Origin of the sequence: Polyangium spumosum, from assembly GCF_009649845.1 — a bacterium.
In the GTDB taxonomy this organism is placed as follows: domain Bacteria; phylum Myxococcota_A; class Polyangia; order Polyangiales; family Polyangiaceae; genus Polyangium; species Polyangium spumosum.
This window is the reverse complement of record NZ_WJIE01000018.1, coordinates 115,781-137,945: the sequence shown is the minus strand read 5'-3', so window position 1 is coordinate 137,945 and position 22,165 is coordinate 115,781. Positions and strand designations below refer to the sequence as shown.

Sequence of the window (22,165 nt, the reverse complement as noted above, 5' to 3'; positions counted from 1 at the left end):
ATCCTGCGTCAACTTCCCGGCGGGGGCCCGGAGAAATTCCCTGGCGCCCGGGAAACTTTTCCCTGCCGCTCCGGGGCCGCGGGCGCAGGATAGGGCCCTGATTCCGCGGTGGCATACGCCCTGCAGCCGCCCCGGGAAAATCTCCGCTCCATGTTGTCCCTACAGCCCTCCGTCCCCGACCAAAGCTTCACCGCGCGGGTCCTGCGTTCGATCCGTCGGCGCTGGTTGGTCTGGGCGGCCGCGCTCGGGGTCATCGCCATCACGGCCCTCGCGCTGCACGACGAGCAACGCGAGTTCGAAGGGGCGCTCGAGTCGCTCGCGCGGCAGCAGCAGCTCCTCGCGCTCCTCCTGTCGGACGAGCTCGCGGCGCGTCTCGCCGCGGTCCGGCGCGACGCGTTGCTCGTGGCGGACGACGTCTCGGCCGGCCACGGGCCCTCGGTGGGGATGCGAAAGGCCTATCCGACCATCGAGGTGCGTTCGGCCTCGGAGACCGCGCCGGGCCCGAGGCCCCCGCGGACCATGTCGGTGCTCGTGCCCTCGACCGAAGGGCGCACCGTGGAGCTGACGGTGCCCGTCGCCTGGCTGATGGGCCCCTCGGCGCGGATCGAGCGCCCCGACGAGCTCGTGGTGCTGGTCCGGCCTCCCGACGAGACGCACTGGCAAGCGGCCGACGGGCGGCAAATCGAGAGCGAGCCGCTCGCGCGTGCGGTGAGCGAGAGTGACGAGACCACGCGGCTCGAGCGGGACGAGGCCGTCACGCTCGGGCTCCCGAACCGCCGCGCCGTCGCCGCCGTCGCGATCACCGACGCAGGTCCGCTCGGCCTGTGGACGACAGCGGTGGTGGCGAGCGCGTCACACGAGCGGGATCGCTGGGATCGCGCGCGCGGCCGCTTGCTCATCGGCGTGCTCGTCCCGTGCGCGCTCATCGTCGCGTTCGGCGCGACCGCGTTGCGGCGGCAGCGCCGCGAGCTCGAGCTGGAGAAGCAGCTCGCCCTCGCCGCGCTGGTGCGCGCGAGCGACGAGCGCCTCGCCCGGGCGAGCCGCGCCGCCACGACGGGCACGCTGGCCATGGGGATCGCGCACGAGATCTCGACGCCGCTCGGGGTCATCGTCGGCCGCGCCGAGCAGCTCGCGTCCCGGATCGGCGAGGACGCGAAGGCGGCGCGCGCGGTGCGCACGATCAGCGAGCAGGCCGATCGCATCACGCAGGTCGTGCGGGGGTTCCTCGACCTCGCCCGCGGCGGCTCGCCCTCGCTCCGCCCCATCGCGCCGGACGACGTCGCGCGTGGCGCGCTCCGCCTCGTCGAGCACCGGTTCGTCGCCGCGCGTGTCGCGCTCGTGAACGTCGTGGAGGAGGGGCTTCCCACGCTCGCGGGTGACCTGCGCTTGCTCGAGCACGCGGTCGTGAACCTCTTGCTGAACGCCTGCGAGGCGAGCAGCCCGGGCACCTCGGTCGCGCTCTCGGTGCGCGCGGAGGGCGGGGGCGTCGAGTTCGTCGTGGAGGATCGTGGCGCCGGCATCCGGCCCGAGCACATCGCCCGCGCGACCGAGCCGTTCTTCACGACGAAGCCCGAGGGCTCGGGGCTCGGCCTCGCCATCGTCCACGAGATCGTGAGCATCCACCGCGGCACGCTCGTCCTCGAGCCGCAGGAGGACGGCGGCACCCGCGCCCGCATCCACGTGCCTGCCCAAGCCGAGGAGATCATCGATGCCTGATCGCGCTCCCCCGCACGTCGTGATCGTCGACGACAAACTCGAGATGGCCGAGATGCTCTCCGACGGCCTCGCCGAGCACGGCTACTCCGCGTTCGCCGTGGCCACGGGCAAGCAGGCCCTCGCGCGGGTCGAGTCCGAGCCGGTCGACGCGCTCGTCACGGACCTCCGCATGCCCGGCATGGACGGCATCGAGCTGCTCACGGCCGCGCGCCGCGCCGTGCCGGATCTGCCCGTGCTCGTCATGACGGCCTACGGGGGCATGGACACGGCGATCGAGTCGATCCGGCGCGGCGCCTACCACTACCTGACGAAGCCCTTCAAGCTCGACGAGCTCGTCGTCTACCTCGGCCGCGCGCTCGACGAGTCACGTGTCCGGCGCGAGGCGCGCACGCTGCGCAAGTCGCTGCGCGACGGCGCGGCGAAGGCTGGCATCGTCGCGCGGAGCTCCGCCATGCGCGCGGCGCTCGACGTCATCGTCCGTGTCGCCTCGAGTGACGTCCCGGTGCTGCTCACGGGGCCCACCGGCTCCGGCAAGGGCATGTTCGCCCGTTACCTGCACGCCGAGAGTGGCCGCGCGCGGGGCCCGTTCGTCACGGTGAACTGCGCGGCGTTACCCGAGCCTCTGCTCGAGAGCGAGCTCTTCGGCCACGCGAAGGGCGCGTTCACCGGCGCGACCACGCGGCGGAGCGGCCTCTTCGCCGAGGCGGAGGGGGGCACGATGTTCCTCGACGAGATCGGCGAGATGGCGCCCGCCCTGCAAGCGAAGCTGCTCGACGTGCTCGAGCGGCGCGTCGTCCGCCCCGTGGGCTCGACGAAGGAGACGCCGATCGACGTCCGCATCGTCACGGCCACGCACCGCGACCTGCGCCGCCGCGTCGCCGAGGGCCTCTTCCGCGAGGATCTGCTCTACCGGCTCGACGTCGTCCCCGTGAACGTGCCGCCGCTGCGTGATCGACGCGACGACCTGCCCGAGCTCGCGGCCGAGCTGCTCGCGAAGGCGCGCGCGCGTCACCCGACCTCGCGGGTCGAGCGCCTCTCGCGGGAGTGCCTGCTCGCGATGCTGGAGTATCCCTGGCCGGGCAACGTGCGCGAGCTCGCGCACGCCGTGGAGCGCCTCGTCTTGCTGGGTCGCTCGTCGGAGGCGCATTTCGCCGACGCGGCGCTGCCACACGTGGCCACGCGGGACCTGCCGAGCGTGCATTTCTCCGGGCCCGTGCTGCCCATGCGCGAATTGCAGCAACGTTATGCGCGCTGGGCCCTCGCCGAGCTCGGCGGCAACAAGACACGCGCGGCGGAGCGGCTCGGGATCGACGTGAAGACGCTCGGGAAGTACCTCGCGGAGGACGGCGGGGATTGAGGCGCGCGCGGCGCGTGCGCCCTGACGCGCCCGGGCGGCTGACGGACAAAAAGTGACTGCGCGCGAGCGGAGCGCCTGGACGTCGCGAAAAAACCTCGTTCCGCCCGCCCGGAGCGCCTGGCCTCCCGGAGGGACACGCGCTCCGACCGGGCGGAGGCGCGGGACGTCCGGAGGGACGCGCGTTCCGAGATCGCGGAGCGCGCGTCGCCGCGTCAAAAAACGGGCGTAGGCCGTGTCGGAGCGCGCGTCCTTCGCGAGGGAGGACGGGCTACGCGTGGGCGGAGGGCGCGTCCTTCGCGAGGGACGCAGGCTCCGCCTCGGCGGAGCGCTTGTTCCTCCGGGTGGGGCGACGGCTGAGAATTGTAGAAACAAAAAATCTGGCGAGGGACGCGCGCTCCGAGCGCGCGCAGGGCCTGAAATGCGCGGTTCTTCAGCCCGTCGGCTCTTTCGCGGCGCGGCGCCGCCCTTCCTTGAGGAAAAACGTCTCCGCGACGGCCGGCCTGGCCTTGTAGTGATCGCGGAGCCGACCGTAGGCGCTCTCGAGCTGCTCGCGGATGGCCCTGCGCGCATCGAGCACCTCGCGGAAGGCTGCTTCGACGGCGTCCTCCGCGGCTTGCTCGGCGTCGATGGCCTCCTTGAACGTCAGGCGCGCCGCGTCGAACTTCGCCAGCAAGGCAGTCCCGATCGGGTGCCCGTCGAACTTCGCCAGCCGATCGCGCAATGCGCCCAGGTTCTCGAGCTGCGATTCCCCTTCGGGGTCGATCTCTTTGCCGTACCCCTCGGGGAACACGGTGGCCCGCGCATTGAGCGACCCGTCCTCGCGGTCGAGCTTCGCCAGGTCCGCGTCGACGTCCCGGATCGTGTTCTCGAGCGCGATCTCGGCGGCATCGCTGATGGCCGACGCGGCGACGGCCGCGTCCTCCGCGTCCTCGTGGGCGCGCGCCTTCATTTTGAGGAGGGCGACCATCTGCTCCATCTTGTCATGGAGCTCGGCGTGAAGCGGGGTCTTCCCCGTCTTGACCATGGTGCAATGGTATTGCCCGGCGCGCTTATGAGCGGGGTTGCCGTCGGTGGGGCGGAGGCGACGCATGAGAAAGGCTCCTTTCAGGAAGAGAGGGCGGGAGGGTAAGGAGGGACGCAGGGGGGAGGCAAGGAAAATGTGGAGGCAACGCTCCAAGGTTCACCGAGGACCAAACGCGAGGTTGGTCGGGTAGCTCCGGCGGGCGGGCAAGCGTTTCGCTGGGGCGCTGCCCCAGGCCCCGGCAGGGGCTGTCCGCCCCTGCACCCGGACCAGCCAGGGGCTGGACCCAATGTCGATGAACTGCGCTCCGCGCAGTTCATCGAACAGGCCCGGTCAAGACCAGCGACACCCCCGCCAGCCAAGACAGCCGCGCGGCTGGTTCTGCTGGCGCCACGGCCTCTTCGTCGGCCTGTTTGAAAAACTGCGCGGAGCGCAGTTTTTCAACCTGAGGTCCAGGGCTTGCCCTGGTCCGGGTCGAGGGGCGGACAGCCCCCGCGGGGTCCGGGGCAGCGCCCCGGCTCTGCGCCTGCCAGACAAGACCCATGCTCAGGTCAATGGTAAATCCAGGACGGCGCGCTCGTCGCGAAGCAGGAACGTAAAGCCGAATCGGCTTGCCGCGTGCTCCTCTGATCGTACGCTCGATCGGATCGTTGGACGGGAGGGGTGTTTCCTTTGAACAGCGGGGACATCATTGCCTCGAGATATGTCCTCGAGCGACCGCTGGCGAAGGGCGGAATGGGGGCTGTCTGGGTTGCGCGGCATGTCGAGCTTGGCGCGCGCGTGGCTCTGAAGGTCATGGCGAAGGAGCATGTCGATACGCCGCTCGCGCGCGAGCGATTTCAGAGGGAAGCGCGGGCGTGCGCGCAGATCCGGAGCCCGAATGTCGTGGCGGTCCACGATTATGGTGTCGCGGACGGCGCGCCGTTTTTGGTGATGGAGCTCCTCGAGGGCGAGGATCTCCAGGCGTGCCTTGCGCGGGAGGGGCGCCTGTCGCTCTCCGCGGCGATTGCCGTGCTCCTGCCCGTGTGCAAGGGCCTGCGGCGCGCGCACGAGCTCGGGATTGTGCACCGCGACATCAAGCCGAGCAATGTCTTCCTCGCGCGCCAGGGCGACGAGGTTGTCGTGAAGATCCTCGATTTTGGCGTCGCCAGGATCACGCATGACCTCGGCGGGCAGACGACCCGGACGGGGATGCTGCTCGGCTCGCCGAGTTACATGAGCCCCGAGCAAGCGCGTGGCCGGCGGGTCGATCACCGGAGCGATCTCTGGTCGCTCGCGGTCGTCCTTTATGAATGCCTGACGGGTCGGCCGCCCTTTGTCTCCCAGGCGCTCGGCGACCTGCTCGTCGAGGTGTGCACCGAGCCGATCCCGCCGCCCACGACGATAACGCCCGATCTGCCTGCCGGGGTCGATCGTTTCTTCGCGCGGGCGCTCGCGCGGAGTCCGGACGAGCGATTCCAGGATGCGGAGGCCTTCGCCGATGCGCTCACGGCGCTCCGGTCCGGTCTCCCAAATGCCACGTTCGAGGCGACCGTCCTCGGGGCCCCGGCGCCCGACTTTTCCGCGCCGACATTGCCATTGCCGCCACGCGCGCCCACGGTGCCCGGGGTCGCCACGACGATCGGAAGCAGCCGCCCGCGGGCCACCAGGCTCGCGCTCGCGCTTTTCGTCTCGATGGTCCTCGGGCTCGGCGCCCTGGCCCTCTATCGTTTGTCCGCTCCGCGCGAGCCGCCCGAGACGAGCGTCGCCGCGCCACCCGCCGCGCCCGCGCCGCCTCCGCCCGTCGAATCGGCGGCGCCCGCGCCGAGCGTATCCGCGACGGAATCAACCCCCGCGCCGCCCACAGCCACAGAATCGGCGCCCTCCGCGACGACACCACCGGACGCGCCTCGAAAGGCGCCTCCGAGCCGCTCCCGGCCGGCAAAGCCGGCTTCGCCGCCTCCGCCCGCGCCCACGCGGGATCCGACCTTTGGCTTCTGAATCGGTGGATCATGCGTATTCGCTGGATCTTTCCTTTCGTGCCCGCCCTCCTGCTCACGCTCCCCCCCGCGCGTGGGGAGGCCGAGGAGCAGCCGCCGGGGACGACGACCGTGCAGGACAATCGCGCGCTCGCGCTCGAACATGCGCACAAGGGGCTCGAGGCCTACCGCGCCGGGCGATTCGAGGAGGCCTGCGACGAGTTCCGCGAGGCAGAGCGGCTCTTCCCGGCGCCCACGTTGCGCGTGCACATCGCGCATTGCCAGCGCAAGCTCGGCAACCTCGTCGCGGCGAAGGCGCTGTACGAGGAGGTGCTCGCCGAGCCTCTGCCGAAGGACGCGCCGCCTCCCTTCGTGCAGGCGCGAAAGGACGCCGAGCGAGGGATCGCCGAGGTCGAGGCGGAGATCGCCGCGCGATCCAGGAAGGAGACGAAAGTGAAGGTGGCGCCCGCGCGGCCGAAAGGATCCATCGTCCCCGGGGTCGCCACGCTGGGGCTCGGCGTCCTGGGGGTCGGGGTCGGGGCCGTGACCGGGGCGCTGTCGTTCTCGAAGGTGGACGACATCCGGGCGCGTTGTCAGGGCAATCATTGCCTCGCGGCCGACCGGGACAACGCCGAGCAGGCGCGGCTGCTCGGCAATGTCTCCACCGTGGCATTCGTGGTGGGAGGCGCGGCGGCGGCGGCCGGCGTGGCCTTGCTGGTCCTGCGCCCCGGGGGCGAGGCGGACGATCTTCGTGTCCACGTGGGGCTCGGGCGGGCGACGTTCGAATTTCATTATTGAAGGACGGCCATGTACGTAGCTTCGAGGGCAACGCCTGTGCTCCTCCTCTCGGGGGCGCTCGGCTGCAATACGATCACGGAGATCGACGCGCTCCAGTTCGAGCCGTGTGCGCCGAGCTTCTCCGATTCGACCGCGACGGCCACGCAAGGGAGCCACGGGGGGAGCCCCTTCGAGGACGTATGCCCGGAGGGCGAGGTCCTCGTGGGCCTGCGGGGCGGCGTCAATGGGATCACCATCGCGGGGATCAGCGCCATTTGTGCGGCCATGCGCGTCTCCGAGGCCCACCCCTACACGATCTCCCTCACGCCTGCCGAGATCATACCGAACGTGCGCGGGGTGATGGGCTCCGAGGAGCCGGAAACCCAGGTATGCCCGCCGGGGGCCGCGGTCGCTGGATTCGAGGGGAGCACGGTCCTCTACGATCCCAACGATCCACGGCCGATCCTGCTCCGGATCTCGCTCGTCTGCGCGTCCCTTCACGTCGAGGGTCCGCCCGAGGCGCCGACGACGCGGCTCGGGGAGACCACGCACACGCCCTCCCTCGGCGGCCCGGACGATCAAGGCGACGTCTTCCAACCCATCCATTGCCCACCGAACCAGATCGCCCGGGGAATCCACGGGCGCTCGGGCCTGCTCGTCGACGCCTTCGGCCTCGGCTGCGCGGAGCCCTCGCTCGCCTGTCCAGCGGTCCCCGCCGCCTCGGAGGAATGAAATGCGCGGCCTGTCTTTGCTTTTCGAGTCCCACAAGCCGAGATCCCCGCGGGAGGAGCTGTCCGTCCGCACGTTCTCGGTGCGCGAGGCGATCTCCGAGCCGTTCGAGGTCTCGATCCTGGCGCGCTCCCACGACGCGAGCATCGACCTCGAGGGCATCGTGGGCAAAGGCGCCGCCTTCCTGATGGAGCGCGGAGACCACTTTTCCATTGGCCAGGCCCGGCGCCGGTGGGAGGGCATCTGCACCCATATCGAGCAGGTCCGCGTCGAGGATTCGGAGACCGGCGAGTCGACCTACACGCTGACGATCATGCCCAAGCTGTGGGTGCTCGGGCAGCGGACCGGGTATCGGGTCTTCCAGCACGTCTCCATCCCGGACATCGTCGACCGGGTGCTCGGCGAATGGAACATCCAGCACAAATGGGCCATCGATCGGGGGGCTCATCCCCGGCTCGAGTACCGGGTGCAGTATGGCGAGAGCGAGCTCGCGTTCCTGTCGCGGCTGCTGGAGGAGGCGGGTATCGCGTACACGTTCCCCGACGAGGACGGCGCCGGCACCATGCTCCAGTTCTCCGACGCGCTCGCCGCAGGAAAACCCCATCCGCGCTCGCCCTTGACCTTCGACGACTCGCCGAACCGCACGGCCCCGAAGGAATACGTCACGGCCGTGCAGATGAGCCACCACGTGCGGCCCGGCGCCTACGTCTTGCGTGACCACGATTTCCGGCGCCCCGATTTCACCATCCAGGGCGAGGCCCCCCGGGCGAAGGACCCGGAGCACCGCTACGAGCAATTTCATTTCCGCCCGGGCGCGTTGCTCGTCGAGGACACGAAGGGCGCCTCCGCCACCCCAGCCGCCGATGACAAAGGAATCACGCGGCGCGACGAGGGTTTTGGCGCGACCCGCGCGACGCAGAGCCTGCAGGCGGAGCGGCACGAGAAGCGGGTGATCACGTACGCGACGAACTCGATGATCCTCTCGCCGGGCGTCGTCTTCGTGATCCAGGATCACCCGCACCAGGGCCTCGCAAAGCAGCGGCTCCTGGTCACCGAGCTCTGCCTCTCGGGCTCCGTCGTGACGGAGTGGGAAATGACCGGCCGTGCGGTGTTCGCGGCCGATTCATACAGGCCGCCCATGGTGACGCCGAAGCCGAAGGCGCTGGGCATGGAGAGCGCGGTGGTGGTCGGGCCGCGCGGGCAGGAGATTCATACCGACGAGTTCGGCCGCGTCCGTGTCCAGTTCCCCTGGGATCGGGAGGGCAAACACGACGACGACAGCTCTTCCTGGATACGCGTGAGCCAGGGCTGGGCGGGCACGGGGTTCGGCTCCATCACCCTTCCTCGCGTGGGGCAGGAGGTTCTGGTCGGCTTCCTCGGCGGAGACCCGGATCAGCCGATCGTCATGGGGCGGGTGTTCAATGGGAAGAACCTCGTGCCTTACAAGCTCCCCGAGCACAAGACGCGGAGCGCGCTGAAGAGCGCGTCGTCGCCGGGCGGGGGCGGCTCGAACGAGATCATGTTCGAGGACGCGAAGGGCAAGGAGCTCGTGTACGTGCAGGCGCAGCGGGACCTCTTTTTGCGGGTCCTGAACGATCAGCAGGAGCGGATCGAGGGAAACCATCGAATGGTGGTCGGCGGGCGCCAGGACCTCGTGATCGGGGCGGAGAAGAAGGAGCTCGTCGCGGGGAGGAGCGATCTGCACGTGCGGGGCGACGAGCGCCGGCAGATCGAGGGCAAGGTGTCGGTCACGGTGGGCGGGAGCCGGCACGAGAACGTGCAGCAAGACCACGCGATGGAGGCGGGGAGGGAGGTTCACCTCGCGGCGGGGACGTCGGTCGTGATCGAGGGCGCGCTCGACCTGACGTTCAAGGGCCCCGGCGGGTTCATTCGAATCGATCCGAGCGGCGTCTCCATCGTGGGGAACATGGTCCGCATCAACAGCGGCGGCGCGCCCGGGGCGGGCAGCGGAGCCCGCCCGGATGCGCCCGAGGACGCGCTCGAGGCGGTGGTGGACGTGCCCGGCCGAGGCGCGCCGTGAACCGAGGAGGGAGACGATGCCGCCTGCAGCGCGCGTGACGGATCTGCATGTTTGTCCCGCAATGCCAGCGGGAGGGCCCGTCGCGGGTCCGTGCGAGCCGCGGGTGCTCATCGGGTTCATGCCCGCGGCGCGCGTGGGCGACGCTGCGACGTGCGCCGGGCCGCCGGACGTGATCGTCGGGGGTGAAGCGACGGTGCTCATTGGATATCGGCCCGCGGCGCGGCTCGGGGATCCGACGGCGCGCGGGGGGACGATCACGATGGGGTGCCCCAATGTGCTCATTGGCTCGTCCGCGCAGTCGCGCGCGCTCGAGCGCGCGGCGCAGCAGGGGACGCCGCTCTGCGAGCCATGCGAGTGATCCTCGAGGTGCAATGGGGGCGGCTCGCGTCGAAGAGGGCCGCGCTCACGCCCGGCCAGCGCTTGCGCGTGGGGCGAACGGACCTGTCCGATTTCGTGGTTTCGCACGACCGCCGGATGTCGGGGCTCCATTTCGAGCTGTCGTGGGACGGGGCGTGGTGCCGCGTGCGGGATCTGGGGAGCGATACGGGGACGTGGCTCGATGGGCAGCCGGTGCGCGAGGCGGACGCGAGGCACGCGTCGTGGATCCGCGCGGGCGATACGGTCTTCATGGTCTCCTTCGAGGGAGCGACCTCTCGCCCGCGACCTTCGGATCCGCCCGAGGTGGCCTCGCGCAAGGAGGAGGCGCGTGTGGCGCTCGCGGCGCAGAAAACACCGCTGTTCGCGCTCGTCGACGCGGCTCGTGACCTGCGGATACGGGAGCTCCTGCGTGAATCGGTCGACGAATACCGATCGCTCTACGAGGGCACGCGAGGCGACGCGCTCGGCGAGGTGTCCCCGTATCTCGTGCGCCTGTCGCCGGAGAGCGCGCTGCTCGGGCGGCTGCTCGCCGAGGGCTGGGGCGAGAGCTGGGGCGTGTATCTGACGAGCCCGCGTCCGCTTTCGGAGGTGCGCCGGCACCTCCGGCGGCTCTCGATGGTGGAGGCGGAGGGGGAGACGAAGCGGCTCTATTTCCGATTTCAGGATCCGCGCGTGCTCCGGCGATTCTTGGCGATGAGCAACATGCGACAGCGAGGGGAGATGTTCGGCTCGATCGTCGAGGCTTTTTGGATGGAGGGGGAAGCGGGCGAGGTCCTCCGCGCCTCGCGCCCGGCGTCGCCATGAGGTTCACGGCGGATCAGATGGAGCAATGGCAGGTCCGAGAGCCGAGCGTGGAGCGGTGCGCGCGTGGCCCCACGCGGCTCCGCGGAGATCCCGTGTACCAGCGGCGTTCGTTCGTGTACCAGGGACAAACACGCGAGCGCCCTTCGAGCGTGACCTTCGAGCTCGGCGCGGGCGCGGCGCGGGGACAAAAGCGCGCGCGCGAGGAGCTCGAAGCGCCGCTCGCGCTCGTGGGGCCCGACGGCGCGGCCGATCCGATGGTCTTCCACATGGATCGATTCCACCTCGTCGCGCACCGGTGGGGCGGGAGCAAGGACGGGGAGAACCTGGTCCCGGCCTATGCCGGGTTCAATCGGACCGAATGGAGCAACTTCGAGGGCGCGATCGACGAGATCGTGCGAGCCCGCGGCGGCCCGGTGCGCGTGACCATCGACCTCGGCTACGACGACGCGCAGGATCCACGCGTGCCCGTGCGCCTTCACGTGAAGGTCGAGGAGGAGATCCACGGCATCTTCGTGCAGCGCCACAAGGGCTGGTTCGTGCCCACGCCCCCGGCGGCGCAGCGGGCCGAGGACCGGTGGCTCGAGGAGCTGATCACCCAGCATCGAGACGATTTCGTGAATTCGGGGTTCAGCGCGCACGCGCTCCGGGATCCTTCGGGCATGTTGCTCAATCTCCCGAACGAACCCGGCCCGCACGCCATCCTCGATTACCTGCACGCGAGGGGCGCCTTCGCAGGGACGACGGCGGAAAACGTGGTCCTGCAAAATGGCGCGCCGTTCACACCCGCGCAGCGGGACCTCATCCTCGCCCACAACCGCATCCTCAATGGAACGGGGTTCGTGATGTCGGAGTCTCCCGCGGACCCTGCCCGTACGTCGTGGCCCGCGCCGCCGGGACGCCCCCCCGGCACGCTGCTCGACGGCAGCACGCACGCGGCGCCGCAGGTCGATCACACGTGGCCGCAGGCGCACAACGGATCAAACGCCTACAGCAATGCCATGGTGACGAGCGCCCAGCACAACAACGAGAAACGGAACAGCGTGACGCCGCAAATCCAGGCGGAGGCGGCGCTCAACGCGCGACGCTCCCAGCGCCCTCGCCGCGGCCCACCCGCGTGATCCCCACCGCCCGGAGCGCCACCGGATGTCCGTCTCGCTCCTCCGCCGGCAAGTGCGCCTCTGCCACCATTCGCACCGAGAACCTCGTGAACATCGGCAGCACCTCCGCGAGCGCCTCCGGCACATAGACGGGCACCTCCCGATCCGCGCACGGGAGCCGCAAGCTCGCCCGCAAATGCCGGGCGCCGAGCACGGCACGCCGCTCGTAACAGCGGTTCTCGAGCAGGATCCGCTCGACCCGCGAGGCGACCTCCGCCGGCGCCGCCGAGCGCTTCTTCGCCTGCGCGAACGCCGCCTCGATCGCCGCCGCGAGCTCACGCGCCGCCGCCCGATCGCGCAATGGATCCGCCGCGCCGAGGTACGCCCGCGCCGCCGCGACCGCCTCCTTCGAGCGCTCGTCGCCGCCGGCCAGAGGCCCCACGACCGCCACGAGCGCGCGGAGCGCCTCGATATCGTCGAACGCCATCACGAGCTCGCCCTCCACGAGCACGAGCGGCGCGACGAACCGACCATCCTTGCGGACGGCGGACCGCAACGCCGAGAGGATGGCCTGCTCGCCGAGCGGCTCCCCGTGCGCCATCACCTCGAAGATCTCGCGCCGCTCCTCGACCTCCGCAGGTTCGAGCCCGAGATCGGGATCGTCGATATCGGGATCCAGGGGCTCGTCCGCGAGCGCCTCCAGGATCTTGCGCCACGCAGGCTGCTTGCGGATTCGCGGCAAGCTCCGCGCGTCGAACCATAACAGATCGAGCATCCGCGCTGGAGCGGCCTGCTCCTGCGAGGCCGCGGCGAACGCCGGAGGTTGCACCTCCGGCGCCGCCGTCGTCTCCGCCGCTGCATTCGAGGCAAAAAGGGCGCTCGGCGGCGGGAGGGGCAGGCGAGGCGGCGCCGCGAATTCGGACCCCCGCGTGGACGGGGGGCTCGTTCGAAAGGGGAGCGCCGGCCCCGGAGGCGCCGCGTGCTCCACTTCGGGCGGCAGGGCCAGCGTCGAGGCGGGCGCGTGCGCGGGTTTGCCCGAGGAGGGCGGGCCCGCCGCGCGTCGCTGCGGCTCGAACCACGCCGCCGGCTCGCCCGCGACCTCGACGCCGGCCACGACACGCAGCGCGTCGAGGGCCTCCTCGTGGGGAAGCTGTATCCATCTCCGACAAACCACGGTGCAGCGCTGCTCGTCCCCGTCGATCCGCAGGGTATCCGTGCAGAGCTGCATGGGCTGGCCTTCGGGGATACCAAAGGCCGAGAGGCCGAAGAGACGCGCCACCCCGCGCGCGCCGGGCAGGCGCGTCGCGAGCCGCGGCAGGGAGGGATGCAGCCCTTCGAGCAGGAGGTGCTCGTCTCCACGCAGGAAATCGATCCGTTGATCGGGCGGCGCGGCCTGGAAATACGAGCCGTCGAACCGCGGGGGGATCTCGGCGATCCGGCCTTCGAGCGTGCTTCGCGGCGTCGCCCCGAGGAGGCGCTTGCGCAGCGGCCAGGCGCGCGCGATCGGCCCGAAGCCGGCGGGGCGCCTCGCGCCTTCCGGGGAAACGACGGTGGGTTCGCCCTCGTCGATACCCGCGCCGATCCCGAGGGGGTTGTCCGGGACATCCGGCCCACCGAAAGCGCGCTCGTACACGATGGGCATCTTCTGGAAGCCACGCGTGTCCTTCAGCAGGAGGGATTTGTCGAGCAGCACCCGCTCGCCTGCGCGGACCACGATCCGCGTGGTGACGCGCTCTTTTGGCTCGCCCGGCGGCGCATATCCGTGCCCCGTGAAGAGCACGTCCGCGCGCGCGAGATAGGGGACGAGATCACTCGTGAAACGCACGCTCCTCGCGGGGTTGTCCCCGTGGTGGACCTCCTCCCGCAGGATCGGCTGTGGATCGACCCGCGACATCGGCGCGTCGGGCGCGAAGGCAAACGTCGCCTTCGTGATCACCGTCGCGTGCAAGACGCCGCCCGTACGAAACGCCACGACACCCGCGTCGGCGCCCGGGAGGGGCGAGACTGCGGCCACCCCATCAACAAGCATGAATCAGCGTATCACGAATGCGCGCGCGTGGCGCCCCGGCGATACGGCCAGCGCGCTCGAAATGCGAATTCGCCCTGGGCGTCGTGGCTCGGGCAGGATCCTCAGCCGCGCGGCGGAATGGCGATGCGGCCCTGGTTCTCCGCGAGCCAGCCCGCGAACGAGCGGAGGTTCGGGTTCAGGGCGCGGGCGCGCGCGACGTCCCGGGCGCCGCGGAAATCGGCCTCGAAATCACGCTTGAACTGGAACATGTTCCCGAGATCGTCGGCGCCGGGGAAGGGGAGGCGCCTGTAGACCTCCGGCTCGATGGCCCGGTACTCCACGTCCTCCCCCGCGATCGCCGAGAACGCGGCCGCCATCTCGCTGCCGCCGAGGTGCTCGCCCGCGACGCCAGTACGCTGACCGATCATCTCCGCGCCGCGCTCGAGGATGCCGTACGCCGTGCGGCCGATGTCCTCCGTCGCGACCCCCGGCAGCTTGGCCGTGCCGATGGGCAGGCCGAGGACCAGGCGCCCCTCGTGATCACGCAGCAGGCCCATGCCGGGGTGCTTGAAGTTTTCCCAGTAAAACGACGTGAGGAGGAACGTCGTGGGGACGCCGAGGGACGTGAAGATCGCGTCGGCCTCGCCCTTCGCGTCGAAATGCGGGACCTTGTATTTCCCGTGCAACGTCGGCATACGCTCGTCCGAGAGCGGCATCCACTTGCGCGTGTCCTCGAGCGTCGACCAGATCACGTGCTCGAGGCGCGTATCTCGCGCCGCCGTGGCCATCACGCGCGCCTGCTCGGTCTCGCGTTCGGGAGAGCCGTGTTGCCAGAAAAACGTGACGCAGAACGCGCCGTACGCGCCCTCGAACGCGCGGCGGATGCTCTCCGGATCGTCGACGTCGCCGAAGACGACCTCCGCGCCGAGCGCGCGCAGCTCCTTCGCGGCGGGCGCGTCGACGTTCCGGGTGATGGCGCGCGCCTGAAAACCGCCGCTCGGATGGGCGGCGATGGCGCGGACCAGGCTCCCGCCCTGCGCGCCCGTGGCGCCGACGACGGCAAGGACGCGTCTCTTCGAGCTCATCAAATCCTTCTCCTCCTCGACGCGCATGCTGGCATGGTTTGCCCGGGACCGGAAGACACGTCTCGCCGCTCCGACACGCCCTGCCGGCCGGCCCCGTGATCAAAAGGCAAACGGGGCCACGTTTTCCGACATTTTGACGAGCAATTTCACGACAGGAACGCCGCTCCTCCGCCCGTGTTTTCCCCGCGAGGCCCGCTCGGGCCCTCGCACCCAAAGGAGCTTCCATGCCCGCACCTCGTGCCCTGTTCGTCCTGTCTTTCCTCCCCGCGCTCGCCGCGCTTCTCGGGACCTCCGCCGCGCGCGCCGAGGAGCCCGCGAAGCCTTTCGGAGGACGTGGTCAGGTCGCCTTCGACGACATCGTCGCGCTCAGCGTCGGCGGCAGCCGCTTCGGGTATCCCCTCGTGTTGCCCGTGGGCATGGGCGCGGGCAGCCTCGGGGTGGGTTACAGCGGCATCCTCGGGTATTCCTCGTCCACCACGCTCCGCAACCCTGGGCAGCCGGGCGGCCACAAGGGCACCACCGACACGATGTGGATCTCGCCCTCGCTCGACGTCTTCGTACGCGGCCATTTCTCCGTCGGCGCCACGCTCGCCGCCTCCTACGGGACCGGCGAGGGGGAGCAGCTCGACTTCAATGGACAGGTGCAGCGCTCGAAGGGCAGCGGCTACGGCTTCGCCATCGCGCCCCGCGTCGGGTACGTGATCCCGCTCGGCACGTCGTTCGCGCTCTGGCCGCGCCTCACGCTCGGCTACTCCGGCGGCTACACCAACTTCGAGAGCACCGCCCCTGGACGCAGCGTCGATTGGAGCAACCAAAACTTCCGCGGCATCGCCGAGCTCGGCCTCGTCGCGCGGCTCCACCGCTACGTCTACCTCCGCGCCGCGCCCGAGCTCGTGATCAGCGCGACACGCAGGGCCGGATCCGGCTTCAACCCCATCTCCGGCGAAGCACAAAATGAATTCTCCGTCCGGCTCGGCGCGACGGCCGGCGTGGGGATCCTGCTCGGCGGTTGAAGGGGTCGTCCGTCCTGGAAGATGGCGCAACGGGTCGAAGCCCGTGGCGCGCCGCACCAGGGAAGGAAAGATTTTGCTGCATCGCAGCACGATGGACTGTGCTTCCGCGGCGGAGGGCCGTAGGATCGTGGGTTGTGAAGCACAAGGCGCCGCCGCCTCGCCAGGGCCTGTACGATCCGCGGAACGAGCATGACGCGTGTGGACTCGGGTTCATCGCGCACATCAAGGACAAGAAGAGCCACACGATCGTCGCGCAAGGCCTCGAAATCCTGAAGAACCTGACCCACCGCGGCGCCACCGGCGCCGACCCCTTGCAAGGCGACGGCGCCGGCATCCTGCTGCAGATCCCCCACGCCTTCTTCGTACGTGAGTGCGCCCTCGCTGGCATCACGCTCCCGGAGCCCGGCGAGTACGGCGTCGGCATGATGTTCCTCCCGCAGGACCCCGGCGCGCGCGCCGCCTGCGAGCACGAGGTCGCGCGCGCCATCCTCGCCGAAGGCCAGGAGGTCCTCGGCTGGCGCGACGTGCCCGTCGACAGCAGCGGCCTCGGCGAAGGCGTCAAGGCGAGCGAGCCCGTCATCCGGCAGGTCTTCGTCGCGCGAGGCCTCTCCACGCCGGACGTCGAGGCCTTCGAGCGCAAGCTCTACATCATCCGCAAGCGCGCGGGCCACGCCATCCGCGCGCTTCGGCTCTCGCGCGCGGGACAGTTCTACGTGCCGTCGTTTTCAGCACGAACGATCGTGTACAAGGGGATGCTGCTCGCGCACCAGGTCGGCGAGTTCTACGTCGACCTCAAGGACAAGGCGGTCGAGTCCGCGCTCGCCATGGTGCACCAGCGCTTCTCGACGAACACGTTCCCCTCGTGGGACCTCGCGCATCCGTTTCGGCTCATCGCGCACAACGGCGAGATCAACACGTTACGCGGCAACGTGAACTGGATCCGCGCGCGGCAACAGAACATCGAATCGAAGCTGCTCGGCGACGGCCTCCAGAAGATCTGGCCGCTCATCTACGACGGCCAGTCCGACTCGGCCTCGTTCGACAACGCCCTCGAGCTGCTCTACTTCGGCGGGTATTCGCTGGCGCACGCGATGATGCTGATGATCCCGGAGGCGTGGGCCAGTAACCCGCTGATGGACGAGCGTCGCCGCGCCTTCTACGAGTACCACGCGGCGCTCATGGAGCCCTGGGACGGCCCCGCGGCCATCGCGTTCACCGACGGCCGGCAGATCGGCGCCACGCTCGATCGCAACGGCCTGCGCCCGGCGCGTTACGTGCTCACCGACGACGACTACGTGATCCTCGCCTCCGAGGCGGGCGTGCTCGACATCCCCGAGCGCAAGATCGTCAAGAAATGGCGCCTGCAGCCGGGGAAGATGTTGCTCATCGACCTCGGCGAGGGGCGCATCATCGACGATCAGGAGCTCAAAACGAAGCTCGCGAAGCACCGGCCTTACCAGAAATGGCTCGATCGCACGCAGCTCCGCCTCGAGAACATCCCGATGCCGGACTACGTGTCCGTGCCCGACGGCGACAAGCTTCTCGATCGGCAGCAGGCCTTCGGGTACACGCAGGAGGATCTGCGCCTCCTGCTCGCGCCGATGGCCGCGCATGGCGAGGAGGCCATCGGCTCGATGGGCGACGACACGCCCCTCGCGGTGCTCTCCGATCGGCCGAAGCCGCTCTACGGGTATTTCCGGCAGCTCTTCGCGCAGGTGACGAACCCGCCCATCGACCCGATCCGCGAGGAGACGGTGATGAGCCTGGTCTCGTTCATCGGCCCGCGGCCGAACATCCTCGCCCTCGACGAGAGCGGGCCGAACATGCGGCTCGAGGTCCACCTGCCCATTCTCACGTTCGAGGACATGGAGAAGCTCCACCGCGCCGAGGAGCTCACGAAAGGGCATTTTCGGTCGGTGGTCCTCTCGATCTGTTATCCCTCGGAATGGGGCGCCGACGGGATGGAGGCCGCGCTCTCCAAGCTCTGCGCCGACGCCGAGGACGTGGTGCGCGGCGGCAACGTGAACATCCTGATCCTGTCGGACCGGGACATCGGCCCGGATCACATCGCGATCCCGGCGCTGCTCGCGGTGAGCGACGTGCACCAGCACCTCGTGCGGGCGGGCCTGCGGACGCGGACGGGGCTCGTGGTCGAGACGGGCTCGGCGCGCGAGGTGCACCATTTCGCGCTGCTCGCGGGCTACGGCGCGGAGGCGATCCACCCGAACCTCGCGTTCGCGACGCTGGCGACGCTCGGGGACCTCCTGCCGCCGGGGATGACGGCCGAGGAGGCGTGCGCGCGGTACATCAAGGCGATCGCGAAGGGGCTGCTCAAGGTCATGTCCAAGATGGGCATCTCGACCTACCAGTCGTATTGCGGCGCCCAGATCTTCGAGGCCGTCGGGCTCGCCTCGGCCTTCGTGGACCGATACTTCACGGGGACGGCGACCGTGATCGAGGGTGTCGGATTGCAGGAGATCGCCGAGGAGACCGTGCGCCTGCACCGGCTCGCGTTCGGCGATACCACGAACGGTGGAGACACGCTCGACGCCGGCGGCGATTATGCCTATCGCGCCCGCGGCGAGGCCCACATGTGGACGCCGGACGCCATCGGAAAGCTCCAGCACGCGACGCGGTCGGGCAACGCCGCGACGTACGAGGCGTACGCGCGGCTCATCAACGATCAGAGCGAGCGGCTGATGACGCTGCGCGGGCTCTTCGAGATCAAGGAATCGGAGCGACCGATCCCGCTCGACGAGGTGGAGCCGGCCTCGGAGATCGTGAAACGTTTCTCCACGGGCGCGATGTCGCTCGGCTCGATCTCCCGGGAGGCGCACACGACGCTGGCGATCGCGATGAACCGGATCGGCGGCAAGTCGAACACGGGCGAAGGCGGCGAGGATCCGGCCCGCTACGTGCCGCTGCCGAACGGCGACTCGATGCGCTCGGCGATCAAGCAGGTGGCCGCGGGGCGCTTCGGGGTCACGACGGAGTACCTCGTCAATGCCGACGACATCCAGATCAAGATGGCCCAGGGCGCCAAACCCGGCGAGGGCGGCCAGCTCCCGGGGCACAAGGTCTCGAAATACATCGCCAAGATCCGGCACTCCGTGCCCGGCGTCGGCCTGATCTCGCCGCCTCCGCACCACGACATCTATTCGATCGAGGACCTCGCGCAGCTCATTCACGACCTCAAGAACGTGAACCCCAAGGCGCGCATCAGCGTGAAGCTCGTCAGCGAGATCGGCGTGGGCACGGTGGCCGCGGGCGTGGCCAAGGCGCACGCCGATCACGTCACCATCTCGGGGCACGACGGCGGCACGGGCGCCTCGCCGCTCTCGTCGATCAAACACGCGGGCGGGCCCTGGGAGCTCGGGCTCGCCGAGACGCAGCAGACGCTCGTCTTGAACCGCCTCCGCGGCCGCATCGCCGTGCAGGCCGACGGGCAGATGAAGACGGGCAGGGACGTGGTGATCGCGGCCTTGCTCGGCGCCGACGAGATGGGCTTCGCGACGGCGCCGCTCGTGGTGGAGGGCTGCATCATGATGCGCAAATGCCACCTGAATACCTGCCCCGTCGGCATCGCCACGCAGGATCCCGAGCTCGTGAAGCGCTTCGCCGGGCAGCCCGAGCACGTGGTCAATTATTTCTTCTTCGTGGCCGAGGAGGTGCGCCGGTACATGGCGAAGATGGGCTTCCGCACCTTCGCCGAGATGGTCGGCCGCTCCGACAAGCTCGACATGCGCCGCGGGATCGCCCACTGGAAGGCGAAGGGCCTCGATTTTTCGCGCGTGTTCTACCGACCCGAGGCCCCGCCGGGCGTGTCGATCCGCTGGTCCGAGCGGCAGGATCACAGCCTCGAGCACGTCCTCGATCATCGCCTCATCGACGAGGCGCTCCCGGCGCTCGTCAACCAGGTCCCCGTCGCGTTCGACGTGCCGATCCGCAACATCCACCGGGCCGTCGGCGCGATGCTCTCCGGCGAGGTCGCGCGGCGCTACGGGCACGCCGGGCTCGCGGACGACACGATAAGGATCCGCACGCGTGGCACGGCCGGCGGCAGCTTCGGCGCGTTCCTCGCGAAGGGCATCACGCTCGAGCTCGAGGGCCAGGCCAACGATTACGTCGGCAAAGGCCTCTCCGGCGGGCGCATCATCGCGTACCCGCCGCGGGATTGCCCCATCGTGCCGGAGGAGAACATCATCGTCGGCAATACCGTGCTCTACGGCGCGATCTCGGGCGAGGTCTTCTTCCGCGGCGTCGCGGGCGAGCGCTTCGCCGTGCGCAACTCCGGCGCGACCGCGGTCGTCGAGGGCATCGGCGATCACGGCTGCGAATACATGACCGGCGGCGCGGTCGTCGTGCTGGGCAAGACCGGGCGCAACTTCGCCGCGGGCATGAGCGGCGGCGTGGCCTACGTGCTCGACATGACCGGCGACTTCCGGCTCCGGTGCAACCTCTCGATGGTGGCCCTCGAGCAGGTCGAGGAGGACGCGCAGCTCTTGAAGGGCCTGCTCGAGAGACATTTTTTTTACACGGGCAGCGCGCGGGCGCGGGCGATCCTGGACGATTTCCCCTCCTACCGAGCGCATTTCGTCAAGGTGATGCCGCACGAATACCGCCGCGCGCTCGCCGAGCAGAGGGCCGAGGAGGCCCGCGCGGCGGAGCCCCCTGCCGAGGTGGTGACGGAGGTCGTGACCCATGGGTAAGGTGAAGGGCTTTCTGGAGATCCCGCGCAAGGAGCCGGAGCTCGTGCCGGTCCCCGCGCGGATCAAGCGATACGAGGAGCTCGTCCTGCCGATGGCGCCCGCCGAGGTGAGCCGGCAGGGCGCGCGTTGCATGGATTGTGGCATCCCGTTTTGCCACGACGGCTGCCCCGTGAACAACGTCATCCCCGACTGGAATGACCTCGTCTATCGCGGCAAGTGGCGCCAGGCGCTCGAGGTCCTGCAATCGACGAACAATTTCCCCGAGTTCACGGGGCGCGTCTGCCCGGCGCCGTGCGAGGCGGCCTGCACGCTGAACATCAACGATCAGCCGGTCACCATCAAGACGATCGAGCAATCGATCGCCGACCGCGGCTGGCAAGAGGGCTGGATCGTCCCGAAGCCCGCGAGCAAGAAGACGGGCAAGCATGTCGCCGTGGTGGGCTCGGGTCCGGCGGGGCTCGCCTGCGCGCAGGAGCTCGCGCGGTCAGGGCACGAGGTCACCGTCTTCGAGAAGCACGATCGGCCGGGCGGATTGCTCCGGTACGGGATCCCCGATTTCAAGCTGGAGAAGCGGCACGTCGATCGCCGCATCGAGCAGATGCAGGCCGAAGGCGTGGTGTTCCGGACGGGCGTGCACGTCGGCGTGACGATTCCGGCGAAGGAGCTGCTCGATGGATTCGACGCGGTCGTGCTCGCGGGTGGCTCGGAGGCGCCGCGGGCGCTCGACGTGCCGGGGCGGGATCTCGGCGGGATCCATTACGCGATGGAGTACCTGACGCAGCAGAACAAGGTGCTCGCGGGCGACCGTGTCCCGGGGCAGATCCTCGCGACGGGCAAGGACGTGGTGGTGCTCGGCGGCGGCGACACCGGGTCGGATTGTATCGGCACCGCGGTGCGACAGGGCGCGCGATCCGTCACGAACTTCGAGCTCTTGCCCGAGCCGCCGCAGCAGGAAAACAAGAGCCTCACGTGGCCGTACTGGCCGATGAAGCTCCGCACGTCGAGCTCCCACGCGGAGGGTTGTACACGCGATTTTGCCATCGCGACGAAGGGCTTCTCCGGCAAGGACGGCCGGGTCGAGGTCCTCCACGCCGTGCGGCTCGCCTGGAACGAGGGCCCGAGCGGCGCGCTCCGGGCGGAGGAGATCCCGGGATCCGCATTCGACGTCCCAGCGGATCTCGTGCTGCTCGCGCTCGGGTACTTGCACCCGGTCCGCGCGGGGATGCTGGAAGAGCTCGGCGTGGAGCTCGACGCGCGTGGCAACGTCAAGGCCGACACGCGCGCGCACCGCACCTCGAACCCGAAGGTGTTCGCCGCCGGGGACATGCGTCGTGGTCAATCCCTCGTCGTGTGGGCGATCCGCGAGGGGCGGGACGCGGCGCGGGCGGTGAATGGGTTTTTGCGAAGCTCGCCCGATCGCTGACGGTCGAGGCACCGTTCATGCGTCCTGGGGCCGCGCCCCGCACGAGTGT

14 protein-coding genes and 1 pseudogene are annotated in these 22,165 nt (G+C 69.8%); 12 read left to right on the top strand and 3 right to left on the bottom strand.

Annotated features, from left to right (window positions below):
- The first annotated feature begins 150 nt into the window (after positions 1-150).
- Together GF068_RS37500 and GF068_RS37495 are read left to right on the top strand one after the other, a co-directional pair.
- Positions 151-1,716, top strand: a complete 1,566-nt coding sequence (locus tag GF068_RS37500) for a sensor histidine kinase (RefSeq protein ID WP_153824362.1) — start codon at positions 151-153, stop codon at positions 1,714-1,716.
- Entirely contained in the window at positions 1,709-3,073 is a 1,365-nt protein-coding gene (locus GF068_RS37495) for a sigma-54-dependent transcriptional regulator (protein WP_153824361.1), read from the top strand. The genes GF068_RS37500 and GF068_RS37495 overlap by 8 nt, the downstream gene beginning before the upstream one ends.
- 430 nt (positions 3,074-3,503) lie before the next feature.
- On the opposite strand, the gene GF068_RS37490 is transcribed toward GF068_RS37495, so the two are convergent.
- Positions 3,504-4,163 (bottom strand): hypothetical protein, encoded by a 660-nt coding sequence (locus tag GF068_RS37490; protein ID WP_153824360.1) that lies wholly within the window; start codon positions 4,161-4,163, stop codon positions 3,504-3,506.
- Between the two features lie 594 nt (positions 4,164-4,757).
- Here GF068_RS37490 and GF068_RS46650 point away from each other — a divergent pair.
- The 7 genes and pseudogenes from GF068_RS46650 (at position 4,758) to GF068_RS37455 (ending at position 11,899) form a co-directional block, all read left to right on the top strand.
- Entirely contained in the window at positions 4,758-6,074 is a 1,317-nt protein-coding gene (locus GF068_RS46650; RefSeq protein WP_338046733.1) for a serine/threonine-protein kinase, read from the top strand.
- 11 nt (positions 6,075-6,085) lie between these two features.
- Positions 6,086-6,850 carry a tetratricopeptide repeat protein gene (locus GF068_RS37480; protein ID WP_153824358.1) on the top strand — a complete coding sequence of 255 codons (765 nt, stop codon included), beginning with the start codon at positions 6,086-6,088 and terminating at the stop codon, positions 6,848-6,850.
- A gap of 9 nt (positions 6,851-6,859) precedes the next feature.
- Positions 6,860-7,561: a hypothetical protein gene (locus GF068_RS37475; protein ID WP_153824357.1), complete on the top strand. Its 702-nt coding sequence runs from the start codon at positions 6,860-6,862 to the stop codon at positions 7,559-7,561.
- Position 7,562: 1 nt separating this feature from the next.
- Complete coding sequence (locus GF068_RS37470) at positions 7,563-9,599, top strand: type VI secretion system Vgr family protein (protein WP_153824356.1); 2,037 nt, start codon at positions 7,563-7,565, stop codon at positions 9,597-9,599.
- Between the two features lie 16 nt (positions 9,600-9,615).
- Positions 9,616-9,885, top strand: a pseudogene (locus tag GF068_RS37465) (PAAR domain-containing protein); the annotation flags it as partial.
- Positions 9,886-9,947: 62 nt separating this feature from the next.
- Entirely contained in the window at positions 9,948-10,781 is an 834-nt protein-coding gene (locus tag GF068_RS37460) for a DUF4123 domain-containing protein (RefSeq protein ID WP_153824354.1), read from the top strand.
- Positions 10,778-11,899, top strand: a complete 1,122-nt coding sequence (locus GF068_RS37455; RefSeq protein WP_153824353.1) for a DNA/RNA non-specific endonuclease — start codon at positions 10,778-10,780, stop codon at positions 11,897-11,899. The genes GF068_RS37460 and GF068_RS37455 overlap by 4 nt, the downstream gene beginning before the upstream one ends.
- On the opposite strand, the gene GF068_RS37450 is transcribed toward GF068_RS37455, so the two are convergent.
- Together GF068_RS37450 and GF068_RS37445 are read right to left on the bottom strand one after the other, a co-directional pair.
- Complete coding sequence (locus GF068_RS37450) at positions 11,853-13,907, bottom strand: DUF2169 family type VI secretion system accessory protein (protein ID WP_153824352.1); 2,055 nt, start codon at positions 13,905-13,907, stop codon at positions 11,853-11,855. The two genes, GF068_RS37455 and GF068_RS37450, sit on opposite strands and share 47 nt — an antisense overlap.
- A gap of 101 nt (positions 13,908-14,008) precedes the next feature.
- Positions 14,009-14,971 carry an NmrA/HSCARG family protein gene (locus GF068_RS37445; RefSeq protein WP_153824351.1) on the bottom strand — a complete coding sequence of 321 codons (963 nt, stop codon included), beginning with the start codon at positions 14,969-14,971 and terminating at the stop codon, positions 14,009-14,011.
- Positions 14,972-15,195: 224 nt separating this feature from the next.
- Here GF068_RS37445 and GF068_RS37440 point away from each other — a divergent pair, with 224 nt between their 5' ends.
- From GF068_RS37440 to GF068_RS37430, 3 genes are all read left to right on the top strand, one after another.
- On the top strand, positions 15,196-15,984 hold the full coding sequence (locus tag GF068_RS37440; RefSeq protein ID WP_153824350.1) for a hypothetical protein: 789 nt from the start codon (positions 15,196-15,198) through the stop codon (positions 15,982-15,984).
- Positions 15,985-16,118: 134 nt separating this feature from the next.
- Complete coding sequence (gene gltB / locus GF068_RS37435; protein ID WP_338046732.1) at positions 16,119-20,693, top strand: glutamate synthase large subunit; 4,575 nt, start codon at positions 16,119-16,121, stop codon at positions 20,691-20,693.
- Entirely contained in the window at positions 20,686-22,116 is a 1,431-nt protein-coding gene (locus GF068_RS37430; RefSeq protein WP_153824349.1) for a glutamate synthase subunit beta, read from the top strand. The genes gltB and GF068_RS37430 overlap by 8 nt, the downstream gene beginning before the upstream one ends.
- Positions 22,117-22,165: the final 49 nt, after the last annotated feature.

What these genes read in the sequence shown, in the direction of transcription:
- GF068_RS37480 (WP_153824358.1), top strand. Translation starts at nt 6,086, where the DNA reads ATGCGTATTCGCTGGATCTTTCCTTTCGTGCCCGCCCTCCTGCTCACG.
- GF068_RS37440 (WP_153824350.1), top strand. Translation starts at nt 15,196, where the DNA reads ATGCCCGCACCTCGTGCCCTGTTCGTCCTGTCTTTCCTCCCCGCGCTC.
- GF068_RS37475 (WP_153824357.1), top strand. Translation starts at nt 6,860, where the DNA reads ATGTACGTAGCTTCGAGGGCAACGCCTGTGCTCCTCCTCTCGGGGGCG.
- GF068_RS37455 (WP_153824353.1), top strand. Translation starts at nt 10,778, where the DNA reads ATGAGGTTCACGGCGGATCAGATGGAGCAATGGCAGGTCCGAGAGCCG.
- GF068_RS37450 (WP_153824352.1), bottom strand. Translation starts at nt 13,907, where the DNA reads ATGCTTGTTGATGGGGTGGCCGCAGTCTCGCCCCTCCCGGGCGCCGAC.
- GF068_RS37445 (WP_153824351.1), bottom strand. Translation starts at nt 14,971, where the DNA reads ATGAGCTCGAAGAGACGCGTCCTTGCCGTCGTCGGCGCCACGGGCGCG.
- GF068_RS37460 (WP_153824354.1), top strand. Translation starts at nt 9,948, where the DNA reads ATGCGAGTGATCCTCGAGGTGCAATGGGGGCGGCTCGCGTCGAAGAGG.
- GF068_RS37495 (WP_153824361.1), top strand. Translation starts at nt 1,709, where the DNA reads ATGCCTGATCGCGCTCCCCCGCACGTCGTGATCGTCGACGACAAACTC.
- GF068_RS37490 (WP_153824360.1), bottom strand. Translation starts at nt 4,163, where the DNA reads ATGCGTCGCCTCCGCCCCACCGACGGCAACCCCGCTCATAAGCGCGCC.
- GF068_RS37500 (WP_153824362.1), top strand. Translation starts at nt 151, where the DNA reads ATGTTGTCCCTACAGCCCTCCGTCCCCGACCAAAGCTTCACCGCGCGG.
- GF068_RS37470 (WP_153824356.1), top strand. Translation starts at nt 7,563, where the DNA reads ATGCGCGGCCTGTCTTTGCTTTTCGAGTCCCACAAGCCGAGATCCCCG.
- GF068_RS37430 (WP_153824349.1), top strand. Translation starts at nt 20,686, where the DNA reads ATGGGTAAGGTGAAGGGCTTTCTGGAGATCCCGCGCAAGGAGCCGGAG.